General features: G+C 64.9%; 24 protein-coding genes and 1 other RNA gene. 6 read left to right on the top strand and 19 right to left on the bottom strand.

All coding sequences use genetic code 11. The features are described from left to right. Positions 1-171 precede the first annotated feature (171 nt). Genes ileS through Q0J54_RS03865 form a run of 5 tightly spaced genes read left to right on the top strand, consistent with a single transcriptional unit; the run spans position 172 to position 5322 of the window. Positions 172-2985, top strand: a complete 2814-nt coding sequence (ileS, locus tag Q0J54_RS03885) for an isoleucine--tRNA ligase (RefSeq protein ID WP_296304096.1) — start codon at positions 172-174, stop codon at positions 2983-2985. Next, the gene (lspA, locus tag Q0J54_RS03880; protein ID WP_296304095.1) at positions 2985-3485 is read left to right on the top strand and encodes a signal peptidase II; all 501 of its coding nucleotides are present in this window, start codon (positions 2985-2987) and stop codon (positions 3483-3485) included. The genes ileS and lspA overlap by 1 nt, the downstream gene beginning before the upstream one ends. Next, positions 3482-3703 (top strand): PLDc N-terminal domain-containing protein, encoded by a 222-nt coding sequence (locus tag Q0J54_RS03875; protein WP_296304094.1) that lies wholly within the window; start codon positions 3482-3484, stop codon positions 3701-3703. The genes lspA and Q0J54_RS03875 overlap by 4 nt, the downstream gene beginning before the upstream one ends. Then, a complete protein-coding gene (gene ybgF / locus Q0J54_RS03870; RefSeq protein WP_296304093.1) occupies positions 3700-4674 on the top strand; it encodes a tol-pal system protein YbgF in 975 nt (324 codons plus the stop codon). Before Q0J54_RS03875 ends, ybgF begins: the two co-directional genes overlap by 4 nt. A 12-nt stretch (positions 4675-4686) precedes the next feature. After that, positions 4687-5322: a protein phosphatase CheZ gene (locus tag Q0J54_RS03865; protein WP_296304092.1), complete on the top strand. Its 636-nt coding sequence runs from the start codon at positions 4687-4689 to the stop codon at positions 5320-5322. Between the two features lie 497 nt (positions 5323-5819). On the opposite strand, the gene Q0J54_RS03860 is transcribed toward Q0J54_RS03865, so the two are convergent. The 19 genes from Q0J54_RS03860 to Q0J54_RS03770 form a co-directional block, all read right to left on the bottom strand. Further along, positions 5820-6320, bottom strand: coding sequence for a metal-dependent hydrolase (locus Q0J54_RS03860; protein ID WP_296304091.1), 501 nt, complete (start codon positions 6318-6320; stop codon positions 5820-5822). A 502-nt stretch (positions 6321-6822) separates the two neighbouring features. Then, positions 6823-9081, bottom strand: a complete 2259-nt coding sequence (locus Q0J54_RS03855; protein ID WP_296304089.1) for a vitamin B12-dependent ribonucleotide reductase — start codon at positions 9079-9081, stop codon at positions 6823-6825. 284 nt (positions 9082-9365) lie between these two features. Continuing rightward, entirely contained in the window at positions 9366-10010 is a 645-nt protein-coding gene (locus tag Q0J54_RS03850) for a hypothetical protein (protein WP_296304088.1), read from the bottom strand. An 8-nt stretch (positions 10011-10018) separates the two neighbouring features. Continuing rightward, positions 10019-11578 carry a ribonuclease Y gene (rny, locus tag Q0J54_RS03845; RefSeq protein WP_296304087.1) on the bottom strand — a complete coding sequence of 520 codons (1560 nt, stop codon included), beginning with the start codon at positions 11576-11578 and terminating at the stop codon, positions 10019-10021. 136 nt (positions 11579-11714) lie between these two features. Beyond that, positions 11715-11891, bottom strand: a non-coding RNA gene (gene ssrS / locus Q0J54_RS03840) — 6S RNA. Beyond that, positions 11890-12171, bottom strand: coding sequence for a cell division protein ZapA (gene zapA / locus Q0J54_RS03835; RefSeq protein ID WP_296304085.1), 282 nt, complete (start codon positions 12169-12171; stop codon positions 11890-11892). The genes ssrS and zapA overlap by 2 nt, the downstream gene beginning before the upstream one ends. Positions 12172-12177: 6 nt before the next feature. Further along, positions 12178-12423 carry a cell division protein ZapB gene (locus tag Q0J54_RS03830; protein WP_296304084.1) on the bottom strand — a complete coding sequence of 82 codons (246 nt, stop codon included), beginning with the start codon at positions 12421-12423 and terminating at the stop codon, positions 12178-12180. Positions 12424-12515: 92 nt separating this feature from the next. After that, the gene (gene fliQ / locus Q0J54_RS03825; RefSeq protein ID WP_296304083.1) at positions 12516-12785 is read right to left on the bottom strand and encodes a flagellar biosynthesis protein FliQ; all 270 of its coding nucleotides are present in this window, start codon (positions 12783-12785) and stop codon (positions 12516-12518) included. 13 nt (positions 12786-12798) lie between these two features. After that, a complete protein-coding gene (fliP, locus tag Q0J54_RS03820; RefSeq protein ID WP_296304110.1) occupies positions 12799-13467 on the bottom strand; it encodes a flagellar type III secretion system pore protein FliP in 669 nt (222 codons plus the stop codon). 37 nt (positions 13468-13504) lie between these two features. Further along, positions 13505-14005: a flagellar biosynthetic protein FliO gene (gene fliO / locus Q0J54_RS03815; RefSeq protein WP_296304082.1), complete on the bottom strand. Its 501-nt coding sequence runs from the start codon at positions 14003-14005 to the stop codon at positions 13505-13507. Beyond that, a complete protein-coding gene (fliN, locus tag Q0J54_RS03810; protein ID WP_296304081.1) occupies positions 13998-14540 on the bottom strand; it encodes a flagellar motor switch protein FliN in 543 nt (180 codons plus the stop codon). The genes fliO and fliN overlap by 8 nt, the downstream gene beginning before the upstream one ends. Before the next feature lie 31 nt (positions 14541-14571). Beyond that, positions 14572-15216 (bottom strand): flagellar basal body-associated FliL family protein, encoded by a 645-nt coding sequence (fliL, locus tag Q0J54_RS03805; protein WP_296304079.1) that lies wholly within the window; start codon positions 15214-15216, stop codon positions 14572-14574. A 118-nt stretch (positions 15217-15334) separates the two neighbouring features. Continuing rightward, positions 15335-16042: a YggS family pyridoxal phosphate-dependent enzyme gene (locus Q0J54_RS03800; RefSeq protein WP_296304078.1), complete on the bottom strand. Its 708-nt coding sequence runs from the start codon at positions 16040-16042 to the stop codon at positions 15335-15337. Position 16043: 1 nt separating this feature from the next. Continuing rightward, positions 16044-16973: a GTPase Era gene (gene era, locus Q0J54_RS03795; RefSeq protein WP_296304076.1), complete on the bottom strand. Its 930-nt coding sequence runs from the start codon at positions 16971-16973 to the stop codon at positions 16044-16046. A gap of 223 nt (positions 16974-17196) precedes the next feature. Beyond that, on the bottom strand, positions 17197-17985 hold the full coding sequence (locus Q0J54_RS03790; RefSeq protein ID WP_296304075.1) for a MetQ/NlpA family ABC transporter substrate-binding protein: 789 nt from the start codon (positions 17983-17985) through the stop codon (positions 17197-17199). A 40-nt stretch (positions 17986-18025) separates the two neighbouring features. Beyond that, on the bottom strand, positions 18026-18688 hold the full coding sequence (locus Q0J54_RS03785) for a methionine ABC transporter permease (protein WP_296304073.1): 663 nt from the start codon (positions 18686-18688) through the stop codon (positions 18026-18028). Further along, positions 18685-19686 (bottom strand): methionine ABC transporter ATP-binding protein, encoded by a 1002-nt coding sequence (locus Q0J54_RS03780; RefSeq protein WP_296304071.1) that lies wholly within the window; start codon positions 19684-19686, stop codon positions 18685-18687. The genes Q0J54_RS03785 and Q0J54_RS03780 overlap by 4 nt, the downstream gene beginning before the upstream one ends. A gap of 378 nt (positions 19687-20064) precedes the next feature. Further along, complete coding sequence (gene secA / locus Q0J54_RS03775) at positions 20065-22590, bottom strand: preprotein translocase subunit SecA (protein WP_296304070.1); 2526 nt, start codon at positions 22588-22590, stop codon at positions 20065-20067. 209 nt (positions 22591-22799) lie between these two features. Next, positions 22800-23165: a molybdenum cofactor biosynthesis protein MoaE gene (locus tag Q0J54_RS03770; protein WP_296304069.1), complete on the bottom strand. Its 366-nt coding sequence runs from the start codon at positions 23163-23165 to the stop codon at positions 22800-22802. Between the two features lie 82 nt (positions 23166-23247). Here Q0J54_RS03770 and Q0J54_RS03765 point away from each other — a divergent pair, with 82 nt between their 5' ends. Further along, complete coding sequence (locus tag Q0J54_RS03765) at positions 23248-25995, top strand: hypothetical protein (protein WP_296304068.1); 2748 nt, start codon at positions 23248-23250, stop codon at positions 25993-25995. Positions 25996-26042 lie beyond the last annotated feature (47 nt).

The raw sequence follows: 26042 nt of genomic DNA, 5'->3' as shown, positions 1-26042 counted from the left end.
CAGGGCATCGCCCCATCGGGGGCGCGCCGCTGCGCCGACGTCATGACGGCCGCCGCCCCGGCGGACCGCACAGCCGCGCCCTGCGTGCGGCTTTCCGTGCGGCCGCGCCGGCGGGAGACGGCACAACCAAAGGGAACCGCACGGAGCGTCCCATCCGCTTCGGGAGCCAGCATGAGCGACTACAAGAAGACCCTGAATCTGCCCCAGACCGCCTTCCCCATGAAGGCCAATCTTGCCCAGCGCGAACCGCAGATGCTCAAGCACTGGGAAGACATCGACGCCTGCCGCGCCATGATCGAGCGGGATACCCGCATGGGCCCCTTCGTGCTGCATGACGGCCCGCCCTATGCCAACGGGCACATCCACATGGGCACGGCCCTCAACAAGATCCTCAAGGACATCATCATCAAGGCCCGCAACATGCAGGGCCATGAAGCCCGCTATGTGCCCGGCTGGGACTGCCACGGCCTGCCCATCGAGCTCAAGGTCGAGCAGGAGCTCAAGGAAAAGAAGAAGGAACTGCCCGCCCATGTGGTGCGCAAGCTCTGCCGGGAATACGCCGGCAAGTGGATCAACACCCAGCGCAAGGAATTCAAGCGCCTGGGCGTGCTGGGCGACTGGGAACATCCCTACATGAGCATGGCCCCGGCCTATGAGGCCGCCACGGCCCGCGAGCTGGCCAATGTGGTGGATGCGGGCAACGTCATCCGGGCCAAGAAGCCCATTTACTGGTGCTGCTCCTGCCATACGGCGCTGGCCGAGGCGGAAGTGGAGTACGCCGACCACACCTCGCCCTCCGTTTTCATACGCTTCCCGCTGACGGACGCCCGTCTGGCCGAGGTCCTGCCCGGGGCCGATCCGGCGCGGGCCTTCGTGGTCATCTGGACGACCACCCCCTGGACCCTGCCGGACAATATGGCCGTCTGCCTGCACCCGGAATTCGAATATGTGCTGGTGGAAGCCGCCGGCGCACAGTATCTGCTGGCCGCCGAGCTGCTGGAGAGCTGCGCCCGCGTCTTCGGCTGGCAGGATGTCCGCGTGGTGGCCCGCGCCACGGGCGAAAAGCTGGAACGTCTCGCGGCGCGCCATCCTTTCCATGACCGCCCCTCGCCGCTGGTGCTGGGCCGTCACGTCACCCTGGATGCCGGCACGGGCTGCGTCCATACCGCGCCGGGCCACGGCCGCGAGGACTACGAGGTGGGCCTGGCCTACGGGCTGGACATCTACTCCCCCCTGGACGACGCGGGCCGCTTTTTGCCCAGCGTGGAATTCTTCGCGGGGCTCAACGTCTTTGAGGCCAATGCTCCGGTCATCGACAAGCTGAAGGAAGTGGGCAACCTGCTGCACGCCGGGAACATCTCCCACTCCTACCCGCATTGCTGGCGCTGCAAGAAACCGGTCATCTTCCGGGCCACCACCCAGTGGTTCATCAGCATGGAAAAGAACGACCTGCGCCGCCGCGCCCTCACGGCCATCGACGAGAAGGTGCGCTGGATCCCGGCCTGGGGCCGGGACCGCATCCACAACATGATCGAATTCCGCCCGGACTGGTGCATCTCGCGTCAGCGCCAGTGGGGCGTGCCCATCATGGCCCTGCTCTGCGAGGACTGCGGCGAGGCCTGGAACGACGCCGCCTGGATGCGCGAGATGAGCGAACGCTTCGCCAAACACCCCACCGGCTGCGACTACTGGTACGAAGCCCCGCTGGAGGACATCGTGCCCGCCGGGCTGACCTGCCCCAAATGCGGCGGCAACCACTGGAAGCGGGAAAGCGACATCCTCGACGTCTGGTTCGATTCGGGGACGAGCTGGGCCGCCGTGCTGGAGGCCCGGCCCGAGCTCTCCTTCCCGGCCGACCTCTACCTGGAAGGCTCGGACCAGCACCGCGGCTGGTTCCACAGCTCGCTGCTGGTGGCCGAAAGCACGCGCCGCACGCCGCCCTACCGGGCCGTGCTCACCCACGGCTATGTGGTGGACGGCAACGGGCGCAAGATGTCCAAATCCGTGGGCAATGTCATCGCGCCGCAAGAGCTCATCGACAAATTCGGGGCCGAGATCATCCGTCTCTGGGTCAGCTCCGTTGAATACCGCGAAGACGTCCGCATCTCCGACGAGATCCTCGGCCGCCTCGTGGATGCCTACCGCCGCATCCGCAATACGGCCCGCTTCATGCTCGGCAACCTGGCCGACCTGCACCGCAAGGACCTGCTGCCCGTCGGCGAGCTGCTGCCGCTTGACCGCTACGCCCTCGATGTGGCGGCCCGCCTGCATCAGCGCATCCAGCAGGCCTACACGGAGTATGAGTTCCACAAGGTCTACCACTCCCTGCACAATTACTGCACCACCGACCTGTCCGGCGTCTATCTGGACGGACTCAAGGACCGCCTCTATGCCTCAGCGCCCGGCAGCCGGGAGCGCCGCTCGGCCCAGACGGCCCTCTATCACCTGACCTGCCTGCTCATGCGGGACATGGCCCCGGTGCTCTCCTTCACGGCGGAGGAGATCTATCTGGCCCTGCCCAACGACCTGCGCGCGGACGCGCCCACGGTCTTTGCCCTGCCCGCGCCGGACGTCAGCCCCTTCCTACTGGAGGACGGCGTGCGCGACGACTGGAACGTGCTCATGGGCGTACGCGGCGCCATGACCCGCGCCATCGAGCCCCTGCGGCGGGACGGCGTGGTCGGTCACTCGCTGGATACGAGCGTCACCCTCTATGTGAGCGACGAACTGCGCGAACGGGTGGAGAGCCTGCGCGCGGACCTGCGGGAATTCTGCATCGTCTCGCAGATCCGGCTTGCCCCGCTGGCCGAAGCGCCTGACTCGGCCCTGCGGGATGCCGACGTGCCGGGGCTGGCCGTGGGCGTGGCCAGGGCGGAAGGCGAAAAGTGCGAACGCTGCTGGATCTTCAGCACGGAACTGGGTCAGGATGCCGCCCATCCCACCCTTTGCCCCCGCTGCGCGGCGGTGATGAAGGAACTGTCCTAGTGCAAGCCCGTTACCGACTGCTCGGCGGCTACGCCCTGCTGGCCCTGCTGCTCGATCAGCTGACCAAGTTCTGGGTGCTGGCCGCCATCCCCGAGCACAAGCCCGTCACCGTCATCCCCGGCCTGCTGGATCTCGTCAACATCCGCAACCGGGGGGCGGCCTTCGGCTTCCTCAACAGCCCGGACATCGACTGGCAGTTCTGGCTTTTCCTGCCGGCCACGCTGGCGGCGGCGGCGGCCATCATCCTGCTGGTCCGCACCGCGCAGGAACAGCCCTGGCTCTTCCGGGCGCTGGGGCTCGTCATGGGGGGCGCACTGGGCAATCTCGTCGATCGCATACGCTTCCGGGCCGTGGTGGATTTTCTGGACATCTATGTGGGGGACTGGCACTGGCCGGCGTTCAATGTGGCCGATATGGCCATCTGCATAGGGGCCGGGCTGGCCTGCCTGCTGCTCTGGCGATCCCCCCGCCCGCACCCGGAAAACGAGGAGCGCACATGACCTTTGCCTGGTGGCACATCCCGCTGGCCCTGCTGCCCATGCTGCCGACCCTCTGGAGCATCATGCACATCTGGCGGCATCAGTTCTCCGGCCCGCTGCAACGCTCCCTCTGGCTGCTTCTTGTGGTTTTCGTGCCCGTTTTGGGCGGGCTGATCTACATCTTTACCGGTCGCCGCAAGGCCGGCGATCCCTTTCCGTCATTTCGAGGTGCTTCATGAAACACAGTCGATTCCTTACCGCCCTTGGCCTCCTGTGCAGCGCGTCGCTCGCGAGCGGCTGCGTGGCGGGCAGTTCGTCTTCCTCGTCCTCGCTGGATCTGGAGCAGCGCGTACAGCAGCAGGACTCCCAGCTCCGTCAGCTCCAGCCCGCGCAGGCGGAGATGTGGAATCAGGTGCAGGCCCTGCGGCAGGAAGTCCAATCCCTCAAGGGGCAGGTCTACGACCTGCAACAGGTGGGCGGCGCCCGTGCCGTGGTGGAACGCCTGAACAAGCATGACGCCGCCCTGCGCCAGGTGGAAACCAGCATGGCCCTCAACCTGAATCTGGGCGACCCGCTGCCCGCCCTGCCCGCCGCTTCCTCCGCGCCGGCCCCGGTGGCCGCGCCCGCTCTCTCGGACGGCTGGGGCCAGACCTCCGCCACCGCGCCGCAGTCCGCCGCGGCCGCCGGCACGGGCGAAACCTGGGGCCAGCCCAGCACCGCCCTCACCGCCACGGCGACCACCGGCGCGGCCGCCGCGGGGACCGCCGCCGTGGATCAGGGCTCTACCTGGGGACAGCCCACGCCGCAGCCTCAGCAGGCCCCGGTTGCGAAGAAGGACGTTTCCATGGCCCTGTATGACGCCGGCATCAACGCCTTCACCAATCGCAAATACGACGAGGCCCAGCGCTCCTTTTCGGATTTCGTCAAGAACTATCCCAACCACACCATGACCGCCGAGGCGCAGTATCATCTTGCGGAATGCTATTTCCAGCGCAATCAGTTCGCCGATGCCGCCCTGGCCTACGACACGGTCATCACCAAGTACGGCAAATCCTCGCGGGCGCCGGGGGCCTATCTCAAGCAGGGCATCTGCTTCAGCAAGCTCAAGCAGACGGCCGCCGCCAAGGCCCGCATGCAGGAACTGATCAAGAAGTATCCCAATTCGCCGGAAGCGGCCCGCGCCAAGACGTTCCTCAAGACCAACAAGTAACGGAGGCTTGCCATGAGCGGATCAGAGCATCAGAGCGTCTATCGTCAGCTCAATGACGATATGCGTGAAGGACTCAAGCGCATCTATCAGCAGATTTCCGAGGCGACCAGCGGACAGATGCTGGGCTGTGACGAGGCGGACCACCTTTTCAATGAAGCTTCGGATCAGCTGCGCGAAGTCATGCAGGCCACGGAAAAGGCGACCATGAGCATCCTGGAGGTGGTGGAAAAGCAGCTTGAGCTTCAGATCGAATCCGCCGAACTCATTGAGGCATTCATGGGCGGCAAGGGCACGCCGGAGCAGATGGAACGCCTCAAGGCCATCAACACCGGTCTTGGCGACGACCTGACCAATGTGCTCACCACGCTGAGTTTCCAGGACATCACCGGCCAGCGCATCAAGAAGGTCGTGGAGGCCCTCAACCGCATCGAAGGCACGGTGGTGGAGCTCTATGTTTCCTCCGGCCTCTTCCTGGACGGCGCGGAAAAGAACCCCACCAAGGACGCGCAGGAACTGCGCGATGAAGTCAGCAAGGCGGTGGAAGACTTCCGCAACTCCCGCCAGACCAGCAGCACCCTCAAGGGCCCCAGCGCCGACGGCTGCTCTCAGGGAGCCATCGACGACATGCTGGCCCAGCTCGGCCTGTAAACCCGAAAAGGCACTACGGCGGCAGCCGCTGCTGGCCTGCTGCCTGTAACGTCGTCAGGCCCCGCATCCTTGCCCGCCATAGCGTGATGCCTGACACTGCGGAAAAGCCGCCGGTCACCCCGGCGGCTTTTCTGTATATGGCGTGCTGCCTCTGTGTGCAGTTTTTTTGGGGGGAAGGGGAACCCCTCCGCCGGCGCGGGAGGGGTTCCCCTTCCCCCCAAGCCCCCCATCCCTTCCCCAGCGCGCTTTTACCAGGGGGGCGAACCATGCAAAAAACATTTCTCCACAAAATACAGAACGTTTTATGAGTAAACTCCAACGGGCACGGCCTCCGGCCCGGCGCGGGAGGGCCTTGGGCATTTTCTGTTTGAAACGCTTGGCGTTTCAAACCATACGACTTGGCGCTTCGCGGAAAAAACGCCGTTTTTCCGCTCACTTTTGGCCGGACGGCGCTGTGCCGCCGCCTCGCGTTTTATCTTTTTCAAAGATAAAACGCCCTAAAAGCGCAGCGCGTGCCCGGCCCAGCGTTCGGCCTGATGCAGGATGTCCCAGAAACGCGGCCCCAGAAAGAGCACGAAACAGCCCAGCATGGCCGCCAGAAAGATGTACTCCCCGACGCTGCCCGTGGAGCAAAGCCGCAGGGACAGACGGTTCTTGCGGCTGAAGGGCAGCAGCGGCACGCCACTGGGATTGAGCATATCCAGCACGATGTGGCTCAGCGCGCCAAAGCCCACCCCCAGCACTACCGCACGCCAGTGTGGCGGCAACGGCAACAGGCCCGCCACCAGAAAAAGCCCCAGCCACCAGCCGAACCAGTGCGTCACCCCCCGGTGGATGCGGTTGAAGGTCCGCTGCGGATTGCGCGTCATCCGGGAGGCTCGCTGGTCCAGCATGTCCGGCAGCACGGCTCCAAAACAGGAGGCAAGCACCCCCTCCACCGGCAAATGCAGCACCAACGCCATGCCGACCGCCGCCGCCTGATGTGTCATCCATTTCATGCGTCTTCCTTTGGAACGAGTTGAAATCAAGATGCGTTACTTTGAGGGGAAGGAATCCCTCGCGCTGCTGTCGATGCCCGTAGCTTCCTGCGTCGCAACGGGCACGGCCTCCGGCCGCCTTTCGGTCGCGCGCTGCTGTCGATGCCCGTAGCTTCCTGCGTCGCAACGGGCACGGCCTCCGGCCGCCCGCTGGGTCGCTGCCGGCGCGGGAGAGCCATCAGAAAGCCCGCCTACCGCTCGCACACATCCCAGCGCCCGCAGTCGGCAAACATGGGCAACGACCGCGCTCGTAAGACTCCAGGCCGCTCAGGCTGCCTCCGATCCCGAACAAATAAAGCGCGCCGGGGAGGGGTTGGGGGTGCAGGGGGAAGGGGGACCCCACCCGCGCGAGGCGGGGGGTCCCCCTTCCCCCTGCGAAAACCACTGCGCGGGGTGCTACGCGTGCCATGAAGCGCTGGGTCCCCCTTTTCCCTGCTGAACCCCCATCCCGCAGCGGCAGACCTTACCCGCAGCGGGAGAAGCCGCAGGTGGGGCAGATGAGGCAGCCTTCCTGGAAGACCAGCACGGCGTTGCATTCCGGGCAGTGCTGCTGTTCGATGTCGGTCACGCCGATGCCGAGCTGTTGATCCTTGAGGTAGCGCTTTTCCAGCACCCAGGCGATGGCGTCGGGGATGGAGAGCAGCAGGCCCTTGCCGCGGAAGACGGGGTGTTCGCCGCCGATGCCCTTGATCTGGGCCACGATGTCCCGCACTTCCACGCCGGAGCGCAGGGCAAGGGAGACCAGGCGGCCGATGGCTTCGGCCTTGGCGGTGATGGAGCGCCCGGACTTGCCGATGGTGGCGAAGACTTCAAAGGGCTTGCCGTCCACCTCGTTCACCGTCAGATACATGGCGCCAAGGCCGGTCTGCACTTTCTGGGTGAAGCCCTGCACCACGTCCGGGCGCTTACGCACCGCTGAGACCGTGGGTTTTGCCGGTTCGCCGTCAATCTTGCGCTGGCCCTCTCCCGTGGCCAGCACCTGCTGAGCCTTGCAGCCGTCGCGGTAGACGGTGACGCCCTTGCAGCCTTCCTTATAGGCCAGCCAGTAGATCTGGTGGATGTCCTGTTCCGTGGCGGTATGGGGCAAATTGACGGTCTTGGACACGGCATTGTCCGTATGCCGCTGGAAGGCGGCCTGCATGCGCAGATGCCAGACGGGCGCGATGTCCATAGCGGTCACGAAGACGCGGCGCATGTCCTCGGGCAGGATGTCCATGTCCTGGATGGAACCTTTTTCGAGCACGCGCTCCATGAGTTCCTCGCCGTCCAGCCCGGCCTCGCGCACGGCCGCCTCGAAATAGGGGTTCACCTCCAGCAGGCGTTCGCCATCGAGTATGTTGCGGGTGAAGCAGAGCGCGAAAAGCGGCTCCACGCCGGAGGAGCAGCCCGCGATGAGCGACAGGGTTCCCGTGGGCGCGATGGTCGTCACCGTGGCGTTGCGATACGGGCCTTCGCCGCGTGCGGCATAGGTGGACTGGGCATAGGCGGGGAAGGGGCCGCGCGCGCGGGCCAGTTCGGCAGAGGCGGCGTGCCCTTCGGCATTGATGAAGGCCATGATGCGTTCGGCAAGGGCGGTCCCCTCTTCCGAGTCATAGGCGATGCCCAGCTGATAGAGCAGGTCGGCAAAGCCCATGACGCCGAGGCCGATCTTGCGATTGCGCCGCACGGTCTCGGCGATGCGCTCCAGCGGGAAGCGGGAAGCGTCCACCACATTGTCGAGGAAGTGGACGGACAAGCGCACGACCTCCCGCAGGGCCTCCCAGTCGATGCCTCTGGCGGCGGGATCGGCGTCCTCATTGTGCCCGGGCTGGTAGAAGCAGGCCAGATTGATGGAGCCGAGGTTGCAGGCCTCGTAGGGCAACAGGGGTTGCTCGCCGCACGGATTGGTGGACTCGATCTCTCCCTGTTCCGGCGTCGGATTGTCGCGATTGATGCGATCCAGAAAGATTATGCCCGGATCGCCGGACTCCCAGGCCTTGCGGACAAGCAGGTCGAAGATATCCCGGGCGCGCAGCCGCTTGACCACCTCGCCGTTCTGCGGGGAGCGCAGTTCGTATTCCTCATCCGCCTCCACCGCCTGCATGAAGGCTTCCGTCAGGCCCACCGAGAGATTGAAATTGTTGAATTCGCCGTCCTTTTCCTTGGCGCGGATGAATTCCACGATGTCGGGATGATCCACACGCAGGATGCCCATGTTGGCCCCGCGCCGTGTGCCGCCCTGCTTCACCTGCTCGGTCGCCGTATTGAAGATGCGCAGGAAGGAAACGGGCCCGGAGGCCACGCCGCCCGTGGAGCCCACACGGCTCGCCTTGGGGCGCAGTCGCGAAAAGGAAAAGCCCGTGCCGCCGCCGGATTTGTGGATCATGGCCGCGTATTTGACGGCGTCGAAGATCTCCTCGATGGAGTCGCCCACCGGCAGGACGAAACAGGCGGAAAGCTGCCCGAGCTCCGTTCCGGCATTCATAAGCGTGGGCGAATTGGGCAGGAACTGCCAGGAGGTCATAAGATCATAGAAACGGCGGGCCATCGCCGCCTGCTGGTCCGGCGTGGCGCCGTAGTCGCCGTCCACGGCGGCAATGGCCGCGGCCACGCGCCAGAACAGGTCGCGCGGTTCCTCAGCGGAAAGGCCGTCCAGGCTTTTACGCAGGTAACGCTTTTTCAGAACGACTTCGATATTGGGGGTAAGCTGCGGATGGGGCAGCTGTTCAGGCATGGGAATCATGGACATCCCTTCTTTGTTCTTAAGGTGAAGGCGGCAGCCGTCCTCCGTCATGCGGGGAGCGGGCCGCTGCCTGCGCGGACGCGCGGCCGGTCCGGGCCGGTGCGACGCGGCGGCCTTCCGGGGGCGTGCCGTGCGGTTTGCCGCACCAGCAGTTTTTGCACAAAAAAAACCCTCCTCTCGAGCGAATCCGTTCGAAAGGAAGCTTCCTCTCCTCTCCGCCTTGCTGCGGGCGACGTGAAATGCGCCGCCCGCACGGTTTTTTACTCTGCCGCCTGGCCGTATTGCTATTGCCAGGGACACTGCCGTCCGGGCTGCCGACGCAGCCACACGCAGCGCAACAGCAGGGGCAGCATGGCGGCACCCCAGAGTATGCCCAGCTGCTCAGCCGGCCCGGCAGCGGGCCAGTGCAGCCGGGCGGTCAGCACCAGCAGGGCCGCGAGGGCCATGCCCGTCGCGTAGACCTGTTCGTCCATGATGCGGGGACTGTCGGCATTGAGTGTATCCCGCAGCAGGGCCGTCAGGCAGGCCGCCAGCCATGCCAGCAGCACCAGCCCCACATCCTGCGGCCGATACAGGCCCGACCCCAGGCCGGCATGCACCAGCAGGGCGGAAAAAAGGAACAGCCCCAGCGTATCGGCCAGCATGGACACGAGCGGCGCGCGCCGCCCCCGCGATGCCGCGCAGCCCAGCAGCCCGCCGGCCAGCAGGCAGGCCAGCACCTCGACGGGATGCACGAGGAACAGGTACTGCCCGCTGCGCAGCAGGAGATGACGCAGCACCTCCGCGGCCAGTGGCGTCAGCATTGCCGTCAGCAGGGCCGCGCCGCGCCGCGCTCCGCCCATACCGGCCCGGCAGGCCGCGGCAAAGGCCAGCAGGAAGACGACCGGCAGCTCGGAGCCCAGCAGAAACAGCAACCAGGGCGAGTCCACTCCAGCTCCTATTTGGCGAAGCCCGACGCCCGCCGCTCCCGGATGACCGTAACCCGGATCTGGCCGGGATAGGTCAGGTTCTTCTCGATCTTTTCGGCGATGTCCTTGCAGAGCAGGTAGGTCGTGTCGTCGTCCACGCTTTCGGGATTGACCATCACGCGGATCTCGCGCCCGGCCTGGATGGCGTAGGCCTTGGCGACGCCGTCAAAGGAGGTGGCGATGTTCTCCAGGTCCTCAAGGCGCTTGACGTAGTTCTCCAGCAGTTCCTTTCGCGCGCCGGGCCTGGCCCCGGAAATGGAGTCCGCCGCCTGCACGAGCACGGCCAGCGCCGTGGAGGGGCGCTGATCCTCATGGTGAGCGGCGATGGCGTGGACGATGTCCTTGGCCTCGTTGTATTTTTTGGCGATGTCCGCGCCGATGAGGGCATGCGGGCCTTCCACCTCGTGGTCCACGGCCTTGCCGATGTCGTGCAGCAGGCCGGCGCGCTTGGCCTTTTTGACGTCCATGCCCAGTTCGGCGGCCATCATGCCGCAGAGGGCCGAGACTTCCAGCGAATGCTGGAGGACGTTCTGGGTGAAGGAGGTGCGGTAGCGCAGCTGGCCCAGCAGGCGGACGATCTCGGGATGGATGCCGTGCACGCCGGCGTCGAAGGTGGCCTGCTCGCCCACCTCGCGTACCTGCGTGTCGAGCTCCTGCTCGCACTTCTGCACGATGTCCTCGATGCGTGCGGGATGGATGCGGCCGTCCTGGATGAGGCGCTCCAGCGCCATCTTGGCCACCTGACGCCGCAAGGGACTATAGGCGGAGAGGATGACCGTCTCCGGCGTGTCGTCGATGATGAGGTCCACGCCGGTCGCCGCTTCCAGCGCGCGGATATTGCGGCCTTCACGCCCGATGATGCGGCCTTTCATGTCTTCGCTGGGCAGGCTGACCGCCGTCACCGTCTGTTCGTTGACGTAGTCGCCGGCATAGCGCTGGATGACGCTGCACAAGATCTCCTTGGCCTTGCGGTCGGCCGTTTCGCGGGCTTCGGTCTCGATCTGGCGGATCATGCGCGCGGATTCATGGCGCGTGCGGGCCTCGATCTCGGCGAGGAGGCGCTCCCGGGCCTCGTCCGCGGTGAGGCCGGCGATCTCGGCGAGGCGCTGTTCCTGCTCCTCGATGCGTCCCTGGAGGTACTCTTCATTTTCCGCGAGCTGGCGTTCCTTGCGAGCCAGATCCTTTTCCGTGGCCAGGAGCTCGTGCTCCTTTTCCGTGGCCTTGCCCAGCCGCTCTTCCAGCCGGTCGCCCATTTCCTCAAGCTTGCGCTCCCGGTTCTTGACGTCCCGCTCGCGCTCCTTGAACTCGTTCTCCAGCTCGCGCTTCTGGTTATAGAGATCGTCCTGTCCCTGCAGGAGGATTTCCTTTTTCTGCGCCTGCGCTTCCTTGCGCGCCTCCTCGACGATGCGCTTTGCCAGTTCGTCCGCATCGCCGATGCGCTTGGTGGTCGCCCGGCTCTGCAATACATAGCCGAGCGCCCCGCCCACGAGGAGCGCCAGCACAGCCGACACGATGGTCATGATATCCATAATTTCCCCCCGGAATGGCGGCCAGGCCGCCCAACGCCGCACCAAGAGGCGCAGCGGTCAGCGTGTAACCACGGCGGGGGCAGGTAGAGACGCGCCCGAACGGCGCAGGACAGGCACACCCGGAGGTCTCCGGGGCAAATGCCCCAGGATGCCGTGTCATGTCTTCGGTGCAGAACCTGGTTTCCCAGGTGGGCGCCGAGACGCTCCCATCAGGCTTCCCTTGCGGGCATGCTCACCGGTAGCGGATACGGCTCCCTTATGTATGCTTGTAAGGTCAGCACCGAGACATAAATCACGCACACCCCAGGGAGTTAAAGAGGTTGCGACTCTTCTATTTGCGTAAGCAGGTTCTGGATGCGATCCTGTACATCCTCCTGCTTTTTCTGCGCTTGCAGTAAATCTTCCGCCAGCCCAAGGGCCAAGTACGTCAGCAGAATATCTTTGGTCTGCGCGCCGTGGGACCTCAGTTTCAAATCGGCGAACCGCTCTTCCACCAGTGCGATGGTAGCCCGGAACTTTTCCAGATCCGCGCCGGGACGAAAGAAGATATCAGTCCCCAGGACGGTCAGCCTGCTCGCGTTCTCCAGGCTCATGGGCATCTACTCCGCGCTCTCGTGCTCTTCCACAGCCTGAATCAGGGCGTCCAGCCGGGCAAGAGCCTCGGCCCGCCATGCCCTTTCCCGGGCCAGAGCCTGCGTGAGCGCATCATTTTTGGCCGCAAGAGCCTCGTTTTCTCTGGCAGCCGCCGCCATTTCGGCCTGTTGCCGGGCGCTGTCGGCCTGCATGGCCTCCAGCTTGCGCAAAAGCTCCGAAACACGGACTTCCAGCTGCTCAAGAACATCCATGCGTCCATTCATAGCATTGCCGGGCCGGTTAGGCAAGATGCCTTCGGGCGGAAAGCCCGCCCGCGCGACGCCCCCGCCGGCACATTGGCGGGCTATTGGACGTAATTGGGGATGTTGATGAACACCTCACGGGTGAACGTGACCACCCGCTCCATGATCCAGGGCAGGGCCAGCAACAGCGCGATGAACATGCTGATGATCTTGGGGATGAAGCTCAGCGTGGTCTCCTGGATCTGGGTGGCCGCCTGGATGATGCTCACCACCACGCCGACGCCGAGCCCCACGGCCAGCATGGGCAGCGCCATCATCAGGCAGAGCTCGATGGCCTGCCTGCCGAAACCGATGACAAAATCCGTCGTCATGTCCGCCCTCCCGTCACAAGAGGAAACTGTTGACCAGCGAGCCCACAAGCAGGTTCCAGCCGTCCACCATGACGAAGAGCAGCAGCTTGAACGGCATGGAGACCATCATGGGCGGCAGCATCATCATCCCCATTGCCAGCAGCACGCTGGAGATGACCATGTCCAGCACGAGAAAGGGGATGTAGATAAGGAAGCCGATGGTGAAGGCCGTCTTGAGCTCGCTGATCACAAAGGCGGCGGCCAGCATCATGGTGGGCACTTCATTCTTGTTCCGGGGCGCTTCCATGCCCGAGATGGCGTAGAAGACCGAGATGTCCTTTTCGCGCGTATGTTTGAACATGAACACGCGCAGCGGCTCCTGGGCCCTGTCCAGCGCCACCTTGTAATCGATCTGCTCCTGGAGGTAGGGTTGCAGTGCTTCGTCGTTGATGCGTTTGCCCACGGGGAACATGATGACCACCGTCATAAAGACGGCCAGGCTGGCCAGCACCTGGGTGGGCGGCAGCTGCTGCACGCCCATTGCCTGCCGCAGGAAGCTGAACACGATGATGATGCGCGTGAAGCTCGTGACCGTGAGCATGATGGACGGCGCCACGGACAGAACGGTCAAGAGGAAAAGGATCTCCAGCAGGACGGAGACCTTGCTCGGCTCGGTCGCCCCGCCGGAAAGCGTAAGCTGCATGCTGGGCAGGGTTAGATCCTGCGCGGCCCCCACCTGCTCAGGCACGAGGACCGTCAGCACCAGCGTCGCGAGCAGCAGCGGCAACGCTCTGCTCCAGGAGGTGCTGAAAATCCTGACGAGACGTTTCATGGTCTGGGCTCTCCTCCGTCAGCAGGATGATCTGTTGTTCGGTCACGCCGAGCAACAGCCTGCGGTTCATGAAGCGCACCACCATGAGCCCCTTGCGCGGGCCCAGCGGCATTTGCGCCTCCATCATCAGCGCGTCGCGCGGCAGGTTGCCGGGCCGCGGGATAAAGTTGAAGCGGCCATACCGCCGCAGGAGCCACACGCCCACCCAGAGCAGCCCCAACAGCAGGCACAGGATGGCCAGGGCCTGCACATAGCTGCCCCAGGAGAACATGGGCTGCCCCAGGGGCGCGCCCGCATCGGGGACGCCTCCTTCAGCGGCCAGGGCGACCGGAGGAAGCCCCCCGATCGCCCAGATCCCCGCGCATGCCGCCGTCAGGATGGCATTGCGGCGTTGAGAACGGTTAGCCAAGCTGCTTCACTCGTTCAATGGGGCTGATGATGTCCGTCAGCCGGACACCGAATTTTTCGTTGATGACCACGGCTTCGCCGCGGGCCACCAGCTTGCCGTTCACAAAGACTTCCAGCGGCTCGCCGGCCAGCTTGTTCAGCTCCACCACCGAGCCCTGACCCAGCTGCAGCAGCTCGTTGATGAGCAGACGGGTCCGGCCCAGTTCGGCCGAAACATCCAGCGGGATGTCCAGAATGAAGTCCAGCTCGCGCTTGAGCTTCTGGTCGTGCGGCTGCCGGGCGGCCTCCGTCATGTCCTTGAACTGGGCATCCGTGGCCTGTTCGGCAAAGCTCGTCAGCTTGTCCGTGCCGCCGCTCTTTTCATCATTGGCAAGCGCTTCGGCCCATTCCGAGGCCAGCGACTCGTCCTCGCCTCCCGCGGGTTTGTCGGTATCCCCCCCGAGGTCGACATCGGCGAGCAGGTCGTCCGCTCCTCCGCTCCCATCCAGCTGAGCCGCCCACTGTGCGGCCAAATCGTCCTGATCGTCCTGCGCCATGCTCACATCCTCGTTTCAGGCGTGGGGGAAGCTATTCCACCACGAAGTTGGTAAAGTAGACCCGGATGACCCGCTGCGCGCCCAGAATCTGGTTGAGACGCGCGGCGATCTCATGCTTGAGCAACACCTTGCCCTCCGGCGTGGAGATATCGCCGAAGGTCTTCCCGGCCAGCAGCATGATGATGGTGTCGTTGATGCGGGCGCCCTGCGCCTTGAGCTCCTTCGACACATCGCTGTTGACCTCGATCTCCATGCCGACGGTGAGATACCGCCGCCCGCTGGGATCGGTGAGATTGACCCGGATGGGCTGCAGCGGCAGCACGATGCCCGCGCTGCGCGGCATCTCCGGCTGTGCCTCGATGCGGGGCGACCCCTGCCCGGCTGCCGGAACCGGGGACGCCTTCCCGGGCGCGGCGCCTGCCGGAGCGGACTGCCCCGCCGGCGTCGCGGCGTCTTGCGCCGATGCCGTGGCGGCAGGGCTTTCCGGGGTCACGCCATCAGTCGTGCGCAGAAAAAGCCACCAGTAGGCCGCGCCCCCCGCCGCGCTCAGGGTAATGAGCAGGATCGCCAAAAATATGACGATCCGTTTGGCGCGGGACTTCTTCCTGGGGGTGTCTGCCGCGCCGCTTCCCGGAGGAAGGGCCTGCGATTCCTTGCTGCCGTCTTTGGCTGCCATAGCTGCTCCTTACCGTTGGCGGTATTCCGAAAAAGCGTCCGCGCCGTCCTGCCGCAGGCACCGCCGCGGCCTCTTCGCCTCGTGGATCCACAAAAGCTCTTGCAATAATCGCGCCATGCTAGACTTTTGGCGGGCGCGGACCAAAAATATCCGTCCCGATGCGGACGATGGTCGAGCCTTCGGCCACCGCCGCCGGGAAATCGCCGGACATGCCCATGGACAGATGCGGCAAGGCCAGTCCGGTACGCGTTCGCAGATCCTCGCACAGGCAGCGCAGGCGCGCGAAATAGGGGCGCGCGGCGTCCCCGGCATCAAAGACCGGCGGCAGACACATAAGGCCCCGCACATCCAGGTGCGGGCAGTGCTCCAGAATATAATCGGCAAGTTCCGGCAAATCTTCAGCCATGATGCCGGATTTTTGCGGCTCGGCCCCCACGTTGATCTCAAAGAGCACCGGCTGACGCGCATCGAGCGCGGCAAGGCGCTTTTCCAGCCCGTCGGCCAGCTTGCGCGAATCCAGGGTATGGAGCAGGGCAAAGGCGCCGGCCACCAGCGGGGCCTTGCGACTCTGCACATGCCCGATCATGTGCCAGCGGATATGGGCACAGGCCGGGTCGCCGGCCAGATCCTGCCGTTTCTGCAGGGCCTCCTGGACATAGTTCTCGCCAAAATCCACCTGGCCGGCGGCGGCCACACGGGCCACATCCTCCGCCGCATGCAGCTTGGAGACGGCAACCAGGGTTACTTCCTCCCGCTTGCGTCCCGCGTCGGCCACGGCCTTGTCCAGCCGCTCCAGCACGGACGCATACCGCGCACGCACATCCATCTTACAATACCTCCCCGACCCGGGTCATTTCCTGCACGAAGGCCGAATCTTCCGTCCAGTTTTCCCGCACCTTGACCCAGAGCTCCAGATGCACCTTGCCGCCCAAAAGCTCCTGGATGTCCTTGCGGGCTTCCGTGCCCACCTGCTTGAGCGCCCTGCCGCCCTTGCCGATGACCATCCCCTTGTGCATGGGGCGGGCCACATAGATCACCGCGTGAATGACGGTCTGTCCCCGCGCGGCATCCTCTTCCCAGTGCTCCACCTCCACGGCGATGCAGTAGGGCACTTCCTGCCGCAGGTGCAGGAAGAGCTTCTCGCGGATGATCTCCGCCGCCATGAAGCGCACCGGCGCCGTGGAGATCTGATCGTCGGGGAACTGGGCCTCGGCTTCGGGCAGACGCGAGCGGATAAGCTCCATGAGGGCGGGCAGGCCGTCCTTCATAAGGGCCGACACCGGGAATATCTCCGCCGTGGGCCACATCTCGCTCAGGCGGGTCAGCAGGGGCAGCATGCGGCTCTTGTCCGCGAAGAGATCGACCTTGTTGACCACCACGATCATGGGCCGCTCCTCGCTGGCCAGCGCCTCGGCCACCGGCGCGAGGTCGCGTTCCAGATAGTCGGGATGGCGGATATAGAGATGGCTGTCCAGCACAGGCATGATGACGTCGGCCTGATTGAGGCTCTGCCATACGGCCTGGAGCATGGCCTTGCTCAACCGTCCCCGCACCTGCGAAAGCCCCGGCGTGTCCATGAAGATGGTCTGCGCCGTCTCGTCGGTATGGATGCCCACGATCTGGTTCCGCGTGGTCTGCGGCTTGGGGGTCACGATGGTGACTTTCTGCCCCAGCAGCGCGTTGAGCAGGGTGGATTTGCCCGCATTGGGCGGTCCCATGAGCGCCACCCAGCCGCAGCGATAGCTTTGCGCGGTCATTTGATGCCTCGTCTTTCGTTAACGGGTTTGATGGCCTATGTCTTTCACAACACGGCCGCGCGGTCAAGCCCGCCCGACCGGAGGCCGCCGGGCGCGAACCCTCCGCAGGCCGCAGGTCTGCCGTCAGTCCCCGGCAACGGGAAGGGGCGTTTGCCGCCAGCGGCAGACGCCCCCTTCCTTCCGTCCTCCGGCCGCCCGCTGACGGGCGGCCCGGGCAACGCGGCTACTTGTGGGCCGGCAGCACCGCGCCGGCGTACTTCTTCTTCATAAATTCGGCCAGTTCGGGGCCGGTCAGCACCTTGTAGAGCTCCACCAGCTCGGGACGCTTCTCGTCGCCGGCGCGCACGGCCAGAATATTGGCGTAGGTGGCGGCGGCCACGGAGTCGGCGGCCTCAACGGCCAGGGCGTTGGCCACCTTCAGCCCGCCGAGGATGGCGTAGTTGCCGTTGATGATGGCCACGTCCACGTCGGGCAGGGCGCGCACGAGCTGGGCGGCCTCGATCTCCTCGATCTTGAGCTTCCTGGGATTGTCGGCGATGTCGCGGCGGGTGGCGGCCAGACCGGCATCCTTCTTCAGCGTGATGAGCCCCACGGCCTCCATGAGCAGGAGCGCGCGACCCTCGTTGGTGGCGTCATTGGGCACGGCCACCATGGCGCCGTCCTTCAGGTCCTTGAGGTTCTTGCACTTGCCCGCGTAGATGCCGAAGGGCTCATAGTGCACGCCACCCATGCTCACGAGTTTCGTGCCCTTCTGGGCGTTGAAGTCGTCCAGATAGGGCTTGTGCTGGAAGTAGTTGGCGTCCAGCTCCTTGCCGTCCAGCGCCACATTGGGCTGGACATAGTCGGAATATTCCACGATCTTCAGGGTATAGCCGTCCTTCTTGAGGAGCTTGGCGGCTTCGGCCAGTATCTCGGCATGCGGCGTGGGCGAAGCGCCCACCACGATGGTATTGCCCGCCTGGGCGGAAAGGGGCAGCAACAGGGCCGCCAGCGTCAGAAGCAGTTTTTTCATGGCTGTGTCTCCCACAGGCTAAAGGGTGTCACGCGGCCGCTCAGGAGCCGCGCTTGTCGCTGCGTCGGGTGGCCCAGTTGCCGAAGCTCTGGAAGGCCTGCACGATGATGATGAGCAGCACGACGGTCATAACCATGATGTCCGTCTGATAGCGGTTGTAGCCGTACATGATGGCCAGCTTGCCCAGGCCGCCGCCGCCCACGGCGCCGGACATGGCCGAGTACCCCAGAATGGTGATGGCCGACACGGCGCTGCCGTTGATGAGCGAGGGCAGGGCTTCGGGCAGCAGCACCTTGGTGATGATCTGCCAGGTGGAGGCCCCCATGCTCTGCGCGGCCTCCACCACGCCGGCGTCCACCTCCAGCAGGGAGGATTCCACCAGACGGGCCACAAAGGGCGCGGCCGCCAGCACCAGCGGAACCACGGTGGCGTTGTTGCCGATGGTGGTCCCCACCAGGAAGCGGGTGAAGGGGATGACCGCGATCATAAGGATGAGGAAGGGGAAGGAGCGAGTCAGATTGACCACCACATCCAGCACCCCGTAGACGAGCGCATTGGGGCGGATGCCGTCCTTGCGGCAGATGACCAGCGCCACGCCCATGATCAGGCCGAAGACGTAGGAAAAGAACGTGGCCACCAGGGTCATGTACAGGGTATCCCACACGCCGCCCAGCAGCATTTCAAGGGTTTGCTGGTCGATCATGGACGCATCTCCTCCAGCATGATGTCATGTGCGCGGGCATAGGCCATGATGCGGGTGCGCGAGGCCTCCCGTTCGGGCAGTTGCAGCACCATCTGACCAAAGGCCACGCCGTTGATGTCGCGCGTGTCGGCGTACATGATGTTCACCGGGCAGCCGCATTCCAGTACCATGTTGGCGATGACCGGCTCAAAGGAGGAACGCCCGTTGAAGATGAGCCGGTACATGTACTCGCCGGGCAGCTTCTGCAGGGCCTCGGGCAGGACGAGCCGCCGGGCGGCCTCGGTCTGCGGGTGGAAGAAGACCTCCTCCACAGGCCCCTGTTCCTCGATGACGCCCTTGCTGATGATGGCCACATGGCTGCAGATCTTTTCGATGACGCTCATCTCGTGGGTGATGACCACGGCGGTGATGCCGAGCTGGGCATTGATGTCCTTGATGAGGGCCAGGATGGAGTCCGTGGTGGCGGGGTCCAGGGCCGAGGTGGCCTCGTCGCAGAGGAGCACGCGGGGATTGGTGGCCAGGGCGCGGGCGATGGCCACGCGCTGCTTCTGCCCGCCGGAAAGCTGCGACGGATAGGACTCCATGCGGTTGGCCAGGCCCACCAGCTCCAGCAGTTCCTGTGCGCGCTTGCGGGCCTCCGCGCGGGGCGTGCCGACAAGCTCCAGCGGAAAGCAGACGTTCTGCAGGGCCGTACGCTGCATGAGCAGATTGAACTGTTGGAAGATCATGCCCATGGAGCGGCGGGCCGCACGCAGCTCCGCTTCCCGCAGCCGGCAAAGATCCTTGCCGTCAAAGAAGACGCTGCCGCCCGTGGGCCGTTCCAGCATGTTGATGCAGCGCACGAGGGTGGACTTGCCCGCCCCGCTCTGCCCGATGATGCCGAAGATGTCGCCCTTGCCAATGGCAAGATCGATACCGCGCAGGGCATAGATCTGTGCATTCTTGCCGGAAAAGCGTTTTTCCAGTCCGACTATCTGGATGATTGGCTCATCGGCCATAGCACCTCTCCCCCCGCGCGACGTTCCCCGTCCGTCAGCGCGTCTTCGCGGGACGCGCGCGACGGGCGCGGGACGCCGGCACGGCGGCCGTTTTGCCGCCTCCCGCCGGACGGCGGAGGCGGGCATTGCGCGCCTGCGCCAGTCCGGCGCGGCTCCTTTCACAGTGGGACCGCTCTAGCATATTTTCCGTCAGGCGCAAAGGGAAAGTCTCCTGCCCGGCCCGGCAGCCCCCGGCGAATATCCCGCGAGGACGGCGGGCGGGAGGGCCGCCCGTCAAAAGCCGCCTCCCCGCCGGACGACGCCGTGACGACGTCTTTCGAGGAGACGGCCCCGGCGCGGCTCCGCGCGGCGCGTCCGTCCCCTCGTCCGCCCTGCGGACTACTGGCCGGCGCCGCAACAGCGCTTGTACTTCTTGCCGCTGCCGCAGGGACAGAGGTCGTTGCGGCCCACCTGCTGGCGGGCGCGCGCCGGTCGGGCCTTGGGCGGCTCCGCCTCGCTGCCGCCGGAGTAGGAGAGGTCCTGTTCCTCTTTCCGGTGGCGCAGGGCGGGCGCTTCCTCCTCCCGGCTCTCAGGCTGCACATGGACCCGCGTCAGGGTGCGGAACACGCCCTCGCGGATCTGGAAGAGCATGGTCTGGAAGATCTCGAAGCCCTCGCGCTTGTATTCCAGCTTGGGGTCCTTCTGACCGTAGCCGCGCAGGCCGATACCGTCCCGCAGAGCGTCCATGTTGCGCAGATGTTCCTTCCAGCAGCGGTCGAGCTCTTCCAGCAGGAAATACCGCAGGATGGGCTGATACATGGACTGCGCCTCTTCCCGCAGCTGGGCGAAGATCTCGCCGATCTTCTCCTCGCAGACTTCGCGCTCCGGCAGGGGCGAGCCCGGCTGCATGACGCGGCCGAGGTTGAAGACGTCCGCCAGCCGCGCCATGACCGTTGCCCGCGCCTCGTCCAGCTGGTCGGCGGGGACGTGGTCGAGCTGGCCGTAGGCGTCGTCCAGCACGTCGCCGCGGAATTCGGCCACCACAGGCTCCATGTCCGCCTCGGTCATAATGTCGCGCCGCAGCGTGTAAATGACCTCGCGCTGCTGGTTCATCACGTTGTCATAATCCAGCAGGGTCTTGCGGATCTCGAAATGATGCGCTTCCACGCGCTTTTGCGCGCCCTCCACCGCGCGGGTGACCATGCGGTTCTCGATGGCCTCGCCGTCCCTGAGGCCCAGCCTTTCCATGAGCCCGGCGATGCGCTCCGAACCGAAAAGCCGCATGAGATCATCTTCCAGGGAGAGGTAGAAACGGGACGAGCCCGGGTCGCCCTGACGGCCGGAACGGCCGCGCAGCTGATTGTCGATGCGGCGGCTCTCGTGCCGCTCGGTGCCGAGGATGTGCAGGCCGCCCAGCTCGCGCACGCCATCGCCGAGGATGATGTCCGTCCCGCGGCCGGCCATGTTGGTGGCGATGGTCACCTTGCCCTTCTGCCCGGCCTGGGCCACGATCTCCGCTTCCCGTTCGTGCTGCTTGGCGTTGAGCACGTTATGCGGGATGCCCATGCGTTTCAGATGCGCCGAGAGCATTTCCGAGGTCTCGATGGAGATGGTCCCCACCAGCACGGGCTGGCCCGTCTTGTGCAGCTCGCGGATGGATTCGAGGATGGCCTCGTACTTCTCCTTGCGGCTGCGGTAGATGAGGTCGGGATAATCCTTGCGGATCATGGGCCGGTTGGGCGGGATGGAGACCACCTCCAGCCCGTAGATCTGCTGGAATTCCACGGCTTCGGTGTCCGCCGTGCCGGTCATGCCGGACAGCTTATCGTAAAGGCGGAAATAATTCTGGAAGGTGATGGAGGCCAGGGTCTGGTTCTCGGCGGCCACGGTGACGCCTTCCTTGGCTTCCAGCGCCTGATGCAGGCCGTCGGAATAGCGGCGGCCCTCCATGGGACGGCCGGTGAATTCGTCCACGATGACCACCTGACCGTCCACCACCATGTAATCCTTGTCGCGCTTGAAGATGTGATGCGCCTTGAGGGATTGCAGGATGCCGTGCTGGGCCGTGACGTTGGCCGGGTCGAAGAGGTTGTCCAGCTTGAGGAGTTCCTCGCAGCGCATGACGCCCTCTTCGGTGAGCATGGCGGTACGGGCCTTCTCGTCCACGGTGTAGTGCTCCGGCCCGAGCTGACGCACCACGCCGTCCATGATGCGGTAGGCGCTCACGTCCTCGTCCGAGGGGCCGGAGATGATGAGCGGCGTGCGGGCCTCGTCGATGAGGATGGAGTCCACTTCGTCCACGATGGCGAAATTATGCCCGCGCTGCACGAGCTGCTCGGCATAGAATTTCATATTGTCGCGCAGGTAGTCGAAGCCGAATTCGTTGTTGGTGCCGTAGGTGATGTCCGCGGCATAGGCGGCCTTGCGCTCCTCGTCGTCCAGACCGTGGACGATGATGCCGGTGCTCAGGCCGAGGAAGCCGTAAAGCCTGCCCATCCACTCGGCGTCGCGCCGGGCCAGATAGTCATTGACCGTCACCACATGCACGCCCTTGCCGGACAAGGCATTGAGGGCCACGGCCAGCGTGGCCACGAGGGTCTTGCCTTCGCCGGTCTTCATCTCGGCGATCTTGCCCTTGTGCAGCACCATGCCGCCGATGAGCTGCACGTCGTAATGGCGCATGCCCAGCACGCGGCGCGAGGCCTCCCGCACCAGGGCGAAGACCTCCGGCAGCAGCTCGTCCAGCGTCCTCTCCCCGGCCTGGACGGCCTGCCGGTACTCGCCCATGCGCCGGGCAAAGTCCTCGTCGGCCAGGGCCTGCATATCGGGCTCGAGAGCATTGATGCGCGCCACCAGCGGACGCAGGCGGCGCAAATAGCGCTCGTTCTTGCTGCCGAAGATTTTTTTGAAGATATATCCGAACATCGGGACTCCTGGGAAGAACGACCGTGGACGCACGGCCGAAAGAGAGGGGTTCACGGAGAGGGGCGACGCCCCGGCCTGCTCCCATAGTATAGGCAGCCTTTGCCGTTTGGCAATGCCGGAAATCTTTGCGGAAAAGGGCCGGCGGCGCTAATGTCCCGCCCCGTGATGCCGATAAAGAGGAAAGGAACTGACGGGTTGCGCGAACCGGCCTAGGCGGGCGGCAGCTCCTCCTTGATGACGGCCTCGGACTTGATGCGGTCCAGCAGCTCCGCAAAGACGGCTTTCACGTTCTCACGGAGATCGCCGGCCACCACAAGGAAGAGCAGATCGTCCCCGGGGCGGCGCTCGCCTTCGGCGGCTTCCGCCAGCACGGCGAAGATGCCGGGCCGGCCCTCCATCTCACGGCGGATGGCCTCCATCCGTTCACGGTCGGGTCGGACGATGACCCGCCCCACGGCGGCATGCTCCTTGCGGGACCAGCCCCGCACGACGCCGTTGTGCACCAGCATCATGCCCACATGATCGCTGAAGCCGGGGCGCTGTTTCAGTTCCTGTAGCGTTTTGGTGATGTCCATAGGTGTTGTTTCTCCTGTTGGGGGCACGGCGGCCTGACGTGTCAGTCTACATATATCGCCGTCCGGCATAAAGGATTTTTTCATGGCCAATTTGTCGCAGCTTCTCAATCGCCTGCCTGAAATTCCCGTGGTCCGCATGAGCACCATGGGGCATGCCGTCTGGGTGTGCTGGCAAAAGACCCCGCCTGCGGCCGTCAACCAGACGCTGCTCAACTACGGCGGCATGTTGCTGACCGAAGAAGGCGACCAGGCGCTGTGGTTCTTCTTTACCGACGATGCCTTCCTGGCGCTGGCGCGCCTCTCCGTCTGGGGCAATTTCAACGACCTGCCCGTCGCCATCGAGATCTTCCCCGGGCGTCTGCAGTTCGGCGCGCGCCGGGAAATGAACCTCTGGGTGGACGGCAAGCTGGCCGCCCAGCAGATGATGATCCCCGAGAGCCTGGAAGTCTGGGTGCATCCCAAGAGCCGCGAAGGCAAGAACACCCTGCCCGGCATCGACTTTGAAAAGGCCGCGCCCCGTCAGGGAATAGCGCATCTGGACTGGGCATTGCTCAAGGCGGACGTGCGCATGCCCTACACGTCCACCCAGTCGTGGTTCGCCATCCTCCACCCCCTGGGCAGCCCGCTGGACAAGGAATACCAGGCCGGCTGGCCCGCCATGTTCGAGCGCCTGGAGAGCCTCTTCCAGGAACACAAGATGCGCTTCATCGTCCACGAGACCTTCGTCATGGTGGCCGTGGAAAACCTGCTCATGCTGCGTACCTTCCTGCGCGACTACCTCCAGACCTTCGACCGCGAAAGCGACCAGAAGGCCCCCTGCTGGCCCTGCGTCTGCGTGGTGACGGATCGCAAGAATTTCAACTTCAACAATGATCTGCCCAGGAAAGTCGGCCTGAAGTGGGACAACCTCATGCCCGACTTTCCCTACATGAGCTATCGCAACGCCTACCTGCTGGGCGAGGGCTTCACCATCCGGGACATCGCCTTTTCCGGCGACCAGTCGAGCATCGACAGCTGGTGCAACATCATCCTTGACGAGAACAGCGTCAGCCACCGCTCCATCCCCCTGCTCATGGCCGGACATCTGGCGGCCGGCTCGTCCGATGCCGGCTGCTTCTACTGCGGCATACGCACCCACACCGCCGCCCAGTGCCCGACCCGCACCTACGCCCCCAGCCGTCCCCAGATCTGGGACGAGCTGGCCGCGCTCGATCTGGACACCATCAACGAGGGCTTCCGGCAGATCGAACACATGCTGGTCGCCAGGGGGCTGGACGGCTACGGGGAGCTGCTGAGCACCCCCGGCCCCACCGCCACCCTCCTGCAAGCGGTGCTCGACCTCAACGGCGCCGGCCAGCTGCGCAACGTGCCCCGGCAGTGGCTCTACCGCATGCGCGATGCGGACGAGGACGAAAACGTCCAGCGGGACGACAGCCCGGCCTGGGATTTCCTCGACAAGCTGGCCCAGACGCCGCCGGAAGGCCTCCTTTCCCTGGAAAAATCCATCAATGAGTCCATCACCCGGCACTCGCGCGACCCGCGCCTCAGGACGGTGCTCGGCTTTTTGCAGGTGGAGCGCGGCGACTACGCCCATGCGCCCCAGTCCTTCCGGGAGGCGGCCAGCCTCACCCCCTCGCCCGCCCTCCAGGCCTGGAACGAATACCTTCAGGGCCGCCTGCATGAAGAACTCGGCCACTATGCGCAGGCCCTCGAACAATATGCCCAGGTGCTGCGCCTCATGCCCCAGTGGCACGACCTGCGCTACCGGGAAATCGTCTGCAAGGTGAAGATGGGCTTCGGCGAGCAGGTGCTCGACCAGATCACCAAGCTGGTCAAGGACGAGCCGGCCTTCTTCAACCGCATCCTCATCGATCCGGCTCTGGAGCGCGGACGTCTGCTCATCCTCTCCTCGCTCTACGACATCTGGGATGCCGCCCACAGCCGCGCCCTGGACGAGACCGGCCGCATCAGCGAGATGGAGGAACGCCTCGGCCAGTGGTTCGAGGAGGATCATCCCGTCCATATCAAGCTCGGCAAGCGCATCGCCCAGCTCAAGCAGATGAGCGAGGTCAAGAACTATACGGCCTTCCTGCGCGTAGTCGAGGAAACGCCGCCGCTGGAAAAGGAACTCGACGAATGCATCCAGCATGAGGTGGACGATCTGCGTGAACGCTACAAGGGCTATCTGGAACGCCTGCAGGAAGTGCGCGACGAGGCCTCGTGGTTCCCCTTCCCCTCGGCGCTCAAGGAATTCAGTCAGGAGTTCAACGAGTGCGCGGGCATCATCAACTGGGCCTTTGCCTGCAACTTCAACGATGCCGCCACCTTCAAGCGCGCCCAGACCACCACGCCGCGCCTCAACCAGCTCCTGCGGGATCTGCGCAAGCGCCTCAAGTTCCTGCGCATGGTGCGCGACGCCACCCTTTTCGTGATGACCATGGGCAAGACCTTTCTCTGGGTCGAGCTGGTGGGGCTGCTGCTCTGCTTCCTCGGCGTGCCCGCCGTGGTGCTCTGGGGCCAGCATTTCTACATGGGCTGGCTGCGCGATCTCATCGGGGAAAACCAGTGGGGCATCCAGAAGGTGCTGGTCTTCATCATCTCCGTCATCGCCCTCGGCATCGCCGCCCTGCGCTCCACCCTGGTCTTTGACTCCAAGCGGGAAAAGCTGCTCAACGAGGCCCGCGAACAGCGCGAGAAGGCCCAGCAGATGCGCCTTGACCGCATCCGCCGCCAGCGCCAGATGGAGGCGGAGAATGCCCGGCGCATGCAGGAGGCCGAAGCCGAACGCCAGCGCCAGGAAGAACTGCGCCGCCGCATGGAAGACAACTAGGATCCGCCCGCTTCCGACCGCCTGCCGCCGCAGGCGGTCCCTTTTTT

This window comes from uncultured Desulfovibrio sp., assembly GCF_944324935.1.
Classification (GTDB): domain Bacteria; phylum Desulfobacterota; class Desulfovibrionia; order Desulfovibrionales; family Desulfovibrionaceae; genus Desulfovibrio.
The sequence above is the reverse complement of the archived record's forward strand: the minus strand, read 5'-3'. Positions and strand labels throughout refer to the sequence as shown.

Excerpts from the sequence above, each read along its gene's own strand:
- Q0J54_RS03855 (WP_296304089.1), bottom strand. The coding sequence starts at position 9,081 with ATGATTCCCATGCCTGAACAGCTGCCCCATCCGCAGCTTACCCCCAAT.
- zapA (WP_296304085.1), bottom strand. The coding sequence starts at position 12,171 with ATGAGCCTGGAGAACGCGAGCAGGCTGACCGTCCTGGGGACTGATATC.
- secA (WP_296304070.1), bottom strand. The coding sequence starts at position 22,590 with ATGTTCGGATATATCTTCAAAAAAATCTTCGGCAGCAAGAACGAGCGC.
- era (WP_296304076.1), bottom strand. The coding sequence starts at position 16,973 with ATGACCGCGCAAAGCTATCGCTGCGGCTGGGTGGCGCTCATGGGACCG.
- Q0J54_RS03800 (WP_296304078.1), bottom strand. The coding sequence starts at position 16,042 with ATGGATGTGCGTGCGCGGTATGCGTCCGTGCTGGAGCGGCTGGACAAG.
- fliN (WP_296304081.1), bottom strand. The coding sequence starts at position 14,540 with ATGGCGCAGGACGATCAGGACGATTTGGCCGCACAGTGGGCGGCTCAG.
- Q0J54_RS03790 (WP_296304075.1), bottom strand. The coding sequence starts at position 17,985 with ATGAAAAAACTGCTTCTGACGCTGGCGGCCCTGTTGCTGCCCCTTTCC.
- rny (WP_296304087.1), bottom strand. The coding sequence starts at position 11,578 with ATGGATATCATGACCATCGTGTCGGCTGTGCTGGCGCTCCTCGTGGGC.
- fliP (WP_296304110.1), bottom strand. The coding sequence starts at position 13,467 with ATGCAGCTTACGCTTTCCGGCGGGGCGACCGAGCCGAGCAAGGTCTCC.
- ybgF (WP_296304093.1), top strand. The coding sequence starts at position 3,700 with ATGAAACACAGTCGATTCCTTACCGCCCTTGGCCTCCTGTGCAGCGCG.
- Q0J54_RS03780 (WP_296304071.1), bottom strand. The coding sequence starts at position 19,686 with ATGGCCGATGAGCCAATCATCCAGATAGTCGGACTGGAAAAACGCTTT.
- Q0J54_RS03830 (WP_296304084.1), bottom strand. The coding sequence starts at position 12,423 with ATGGATGTTCTTGAGCAGCTGGAAGTCCGTGTTTCGGAGCTTTTGCGC.
- Q0J54_RS03770 (WP_296304069.1), bottom strand. The coding sequence starts at position 23,165 with ATGGACATCACCAAAACGCTACAGGAACTGAAACAGCGCCCCGGCTTC.
- Q0J54_RS03875 (WP_296304094.1), top strand. The coding sequence starts at position 3,482 with ATGACCTTTGCCTGGTGGCACATCCCGCTGGCCCTGCTGCCCATGCTG.
- Q0J54_RS03865 (WP_296304092.1), top strand. The coding sequence starts at position 4,687 with ATGAGCGGATCAGAGCATCAGAGCGTCTATCGTCAGCTCAATGACGAT.
- Q0J54_RS03860 (WP_296304091.1), bottom strand. The coding sequence starts at position 6,320 with ATGAAATGGATGACACATCAGGCGGCGGCGGTCGGCATGGCGTTGGTG.
- fliQ (WP_296304083.1), bottom strand. The coding sequence starts at position 12,785 with ATGACGACGGATTTTGTCATCGGTTTCGGCAGGCAGGCCATCGAGCTC.
- Q0J54_RS03785 (WP_296304073.1), bottom strand. The coding sequence starts at position 18,688 with ATGATCGACCAGCAAACCCTTGAAATGCTGCTGGGCGGCGTGTGGGAT.
- Q0J54_RS03765 (WP_296304068.1), top strand. The coding sequence starts at position 23,248 with ATGGCCAATTTGTCGCAGCTTCTCAATCGCCTGCCTGAAATTCCCGTG.
- ileS (WP_296304096.1), top strand. The coding sequence starts at position 172 with ATGAGCGACTACAAGAAGACCCTGAATCTGCCCCAGACCGCCTTCCCC.
- fliL (WP_296304079.1), bottom strand. The coding sequence starts at position 15,216 with ATGGCAGCCAAAGACGGCAGCAAGGAATCGCAGGCCCTTCCTCCGGGA.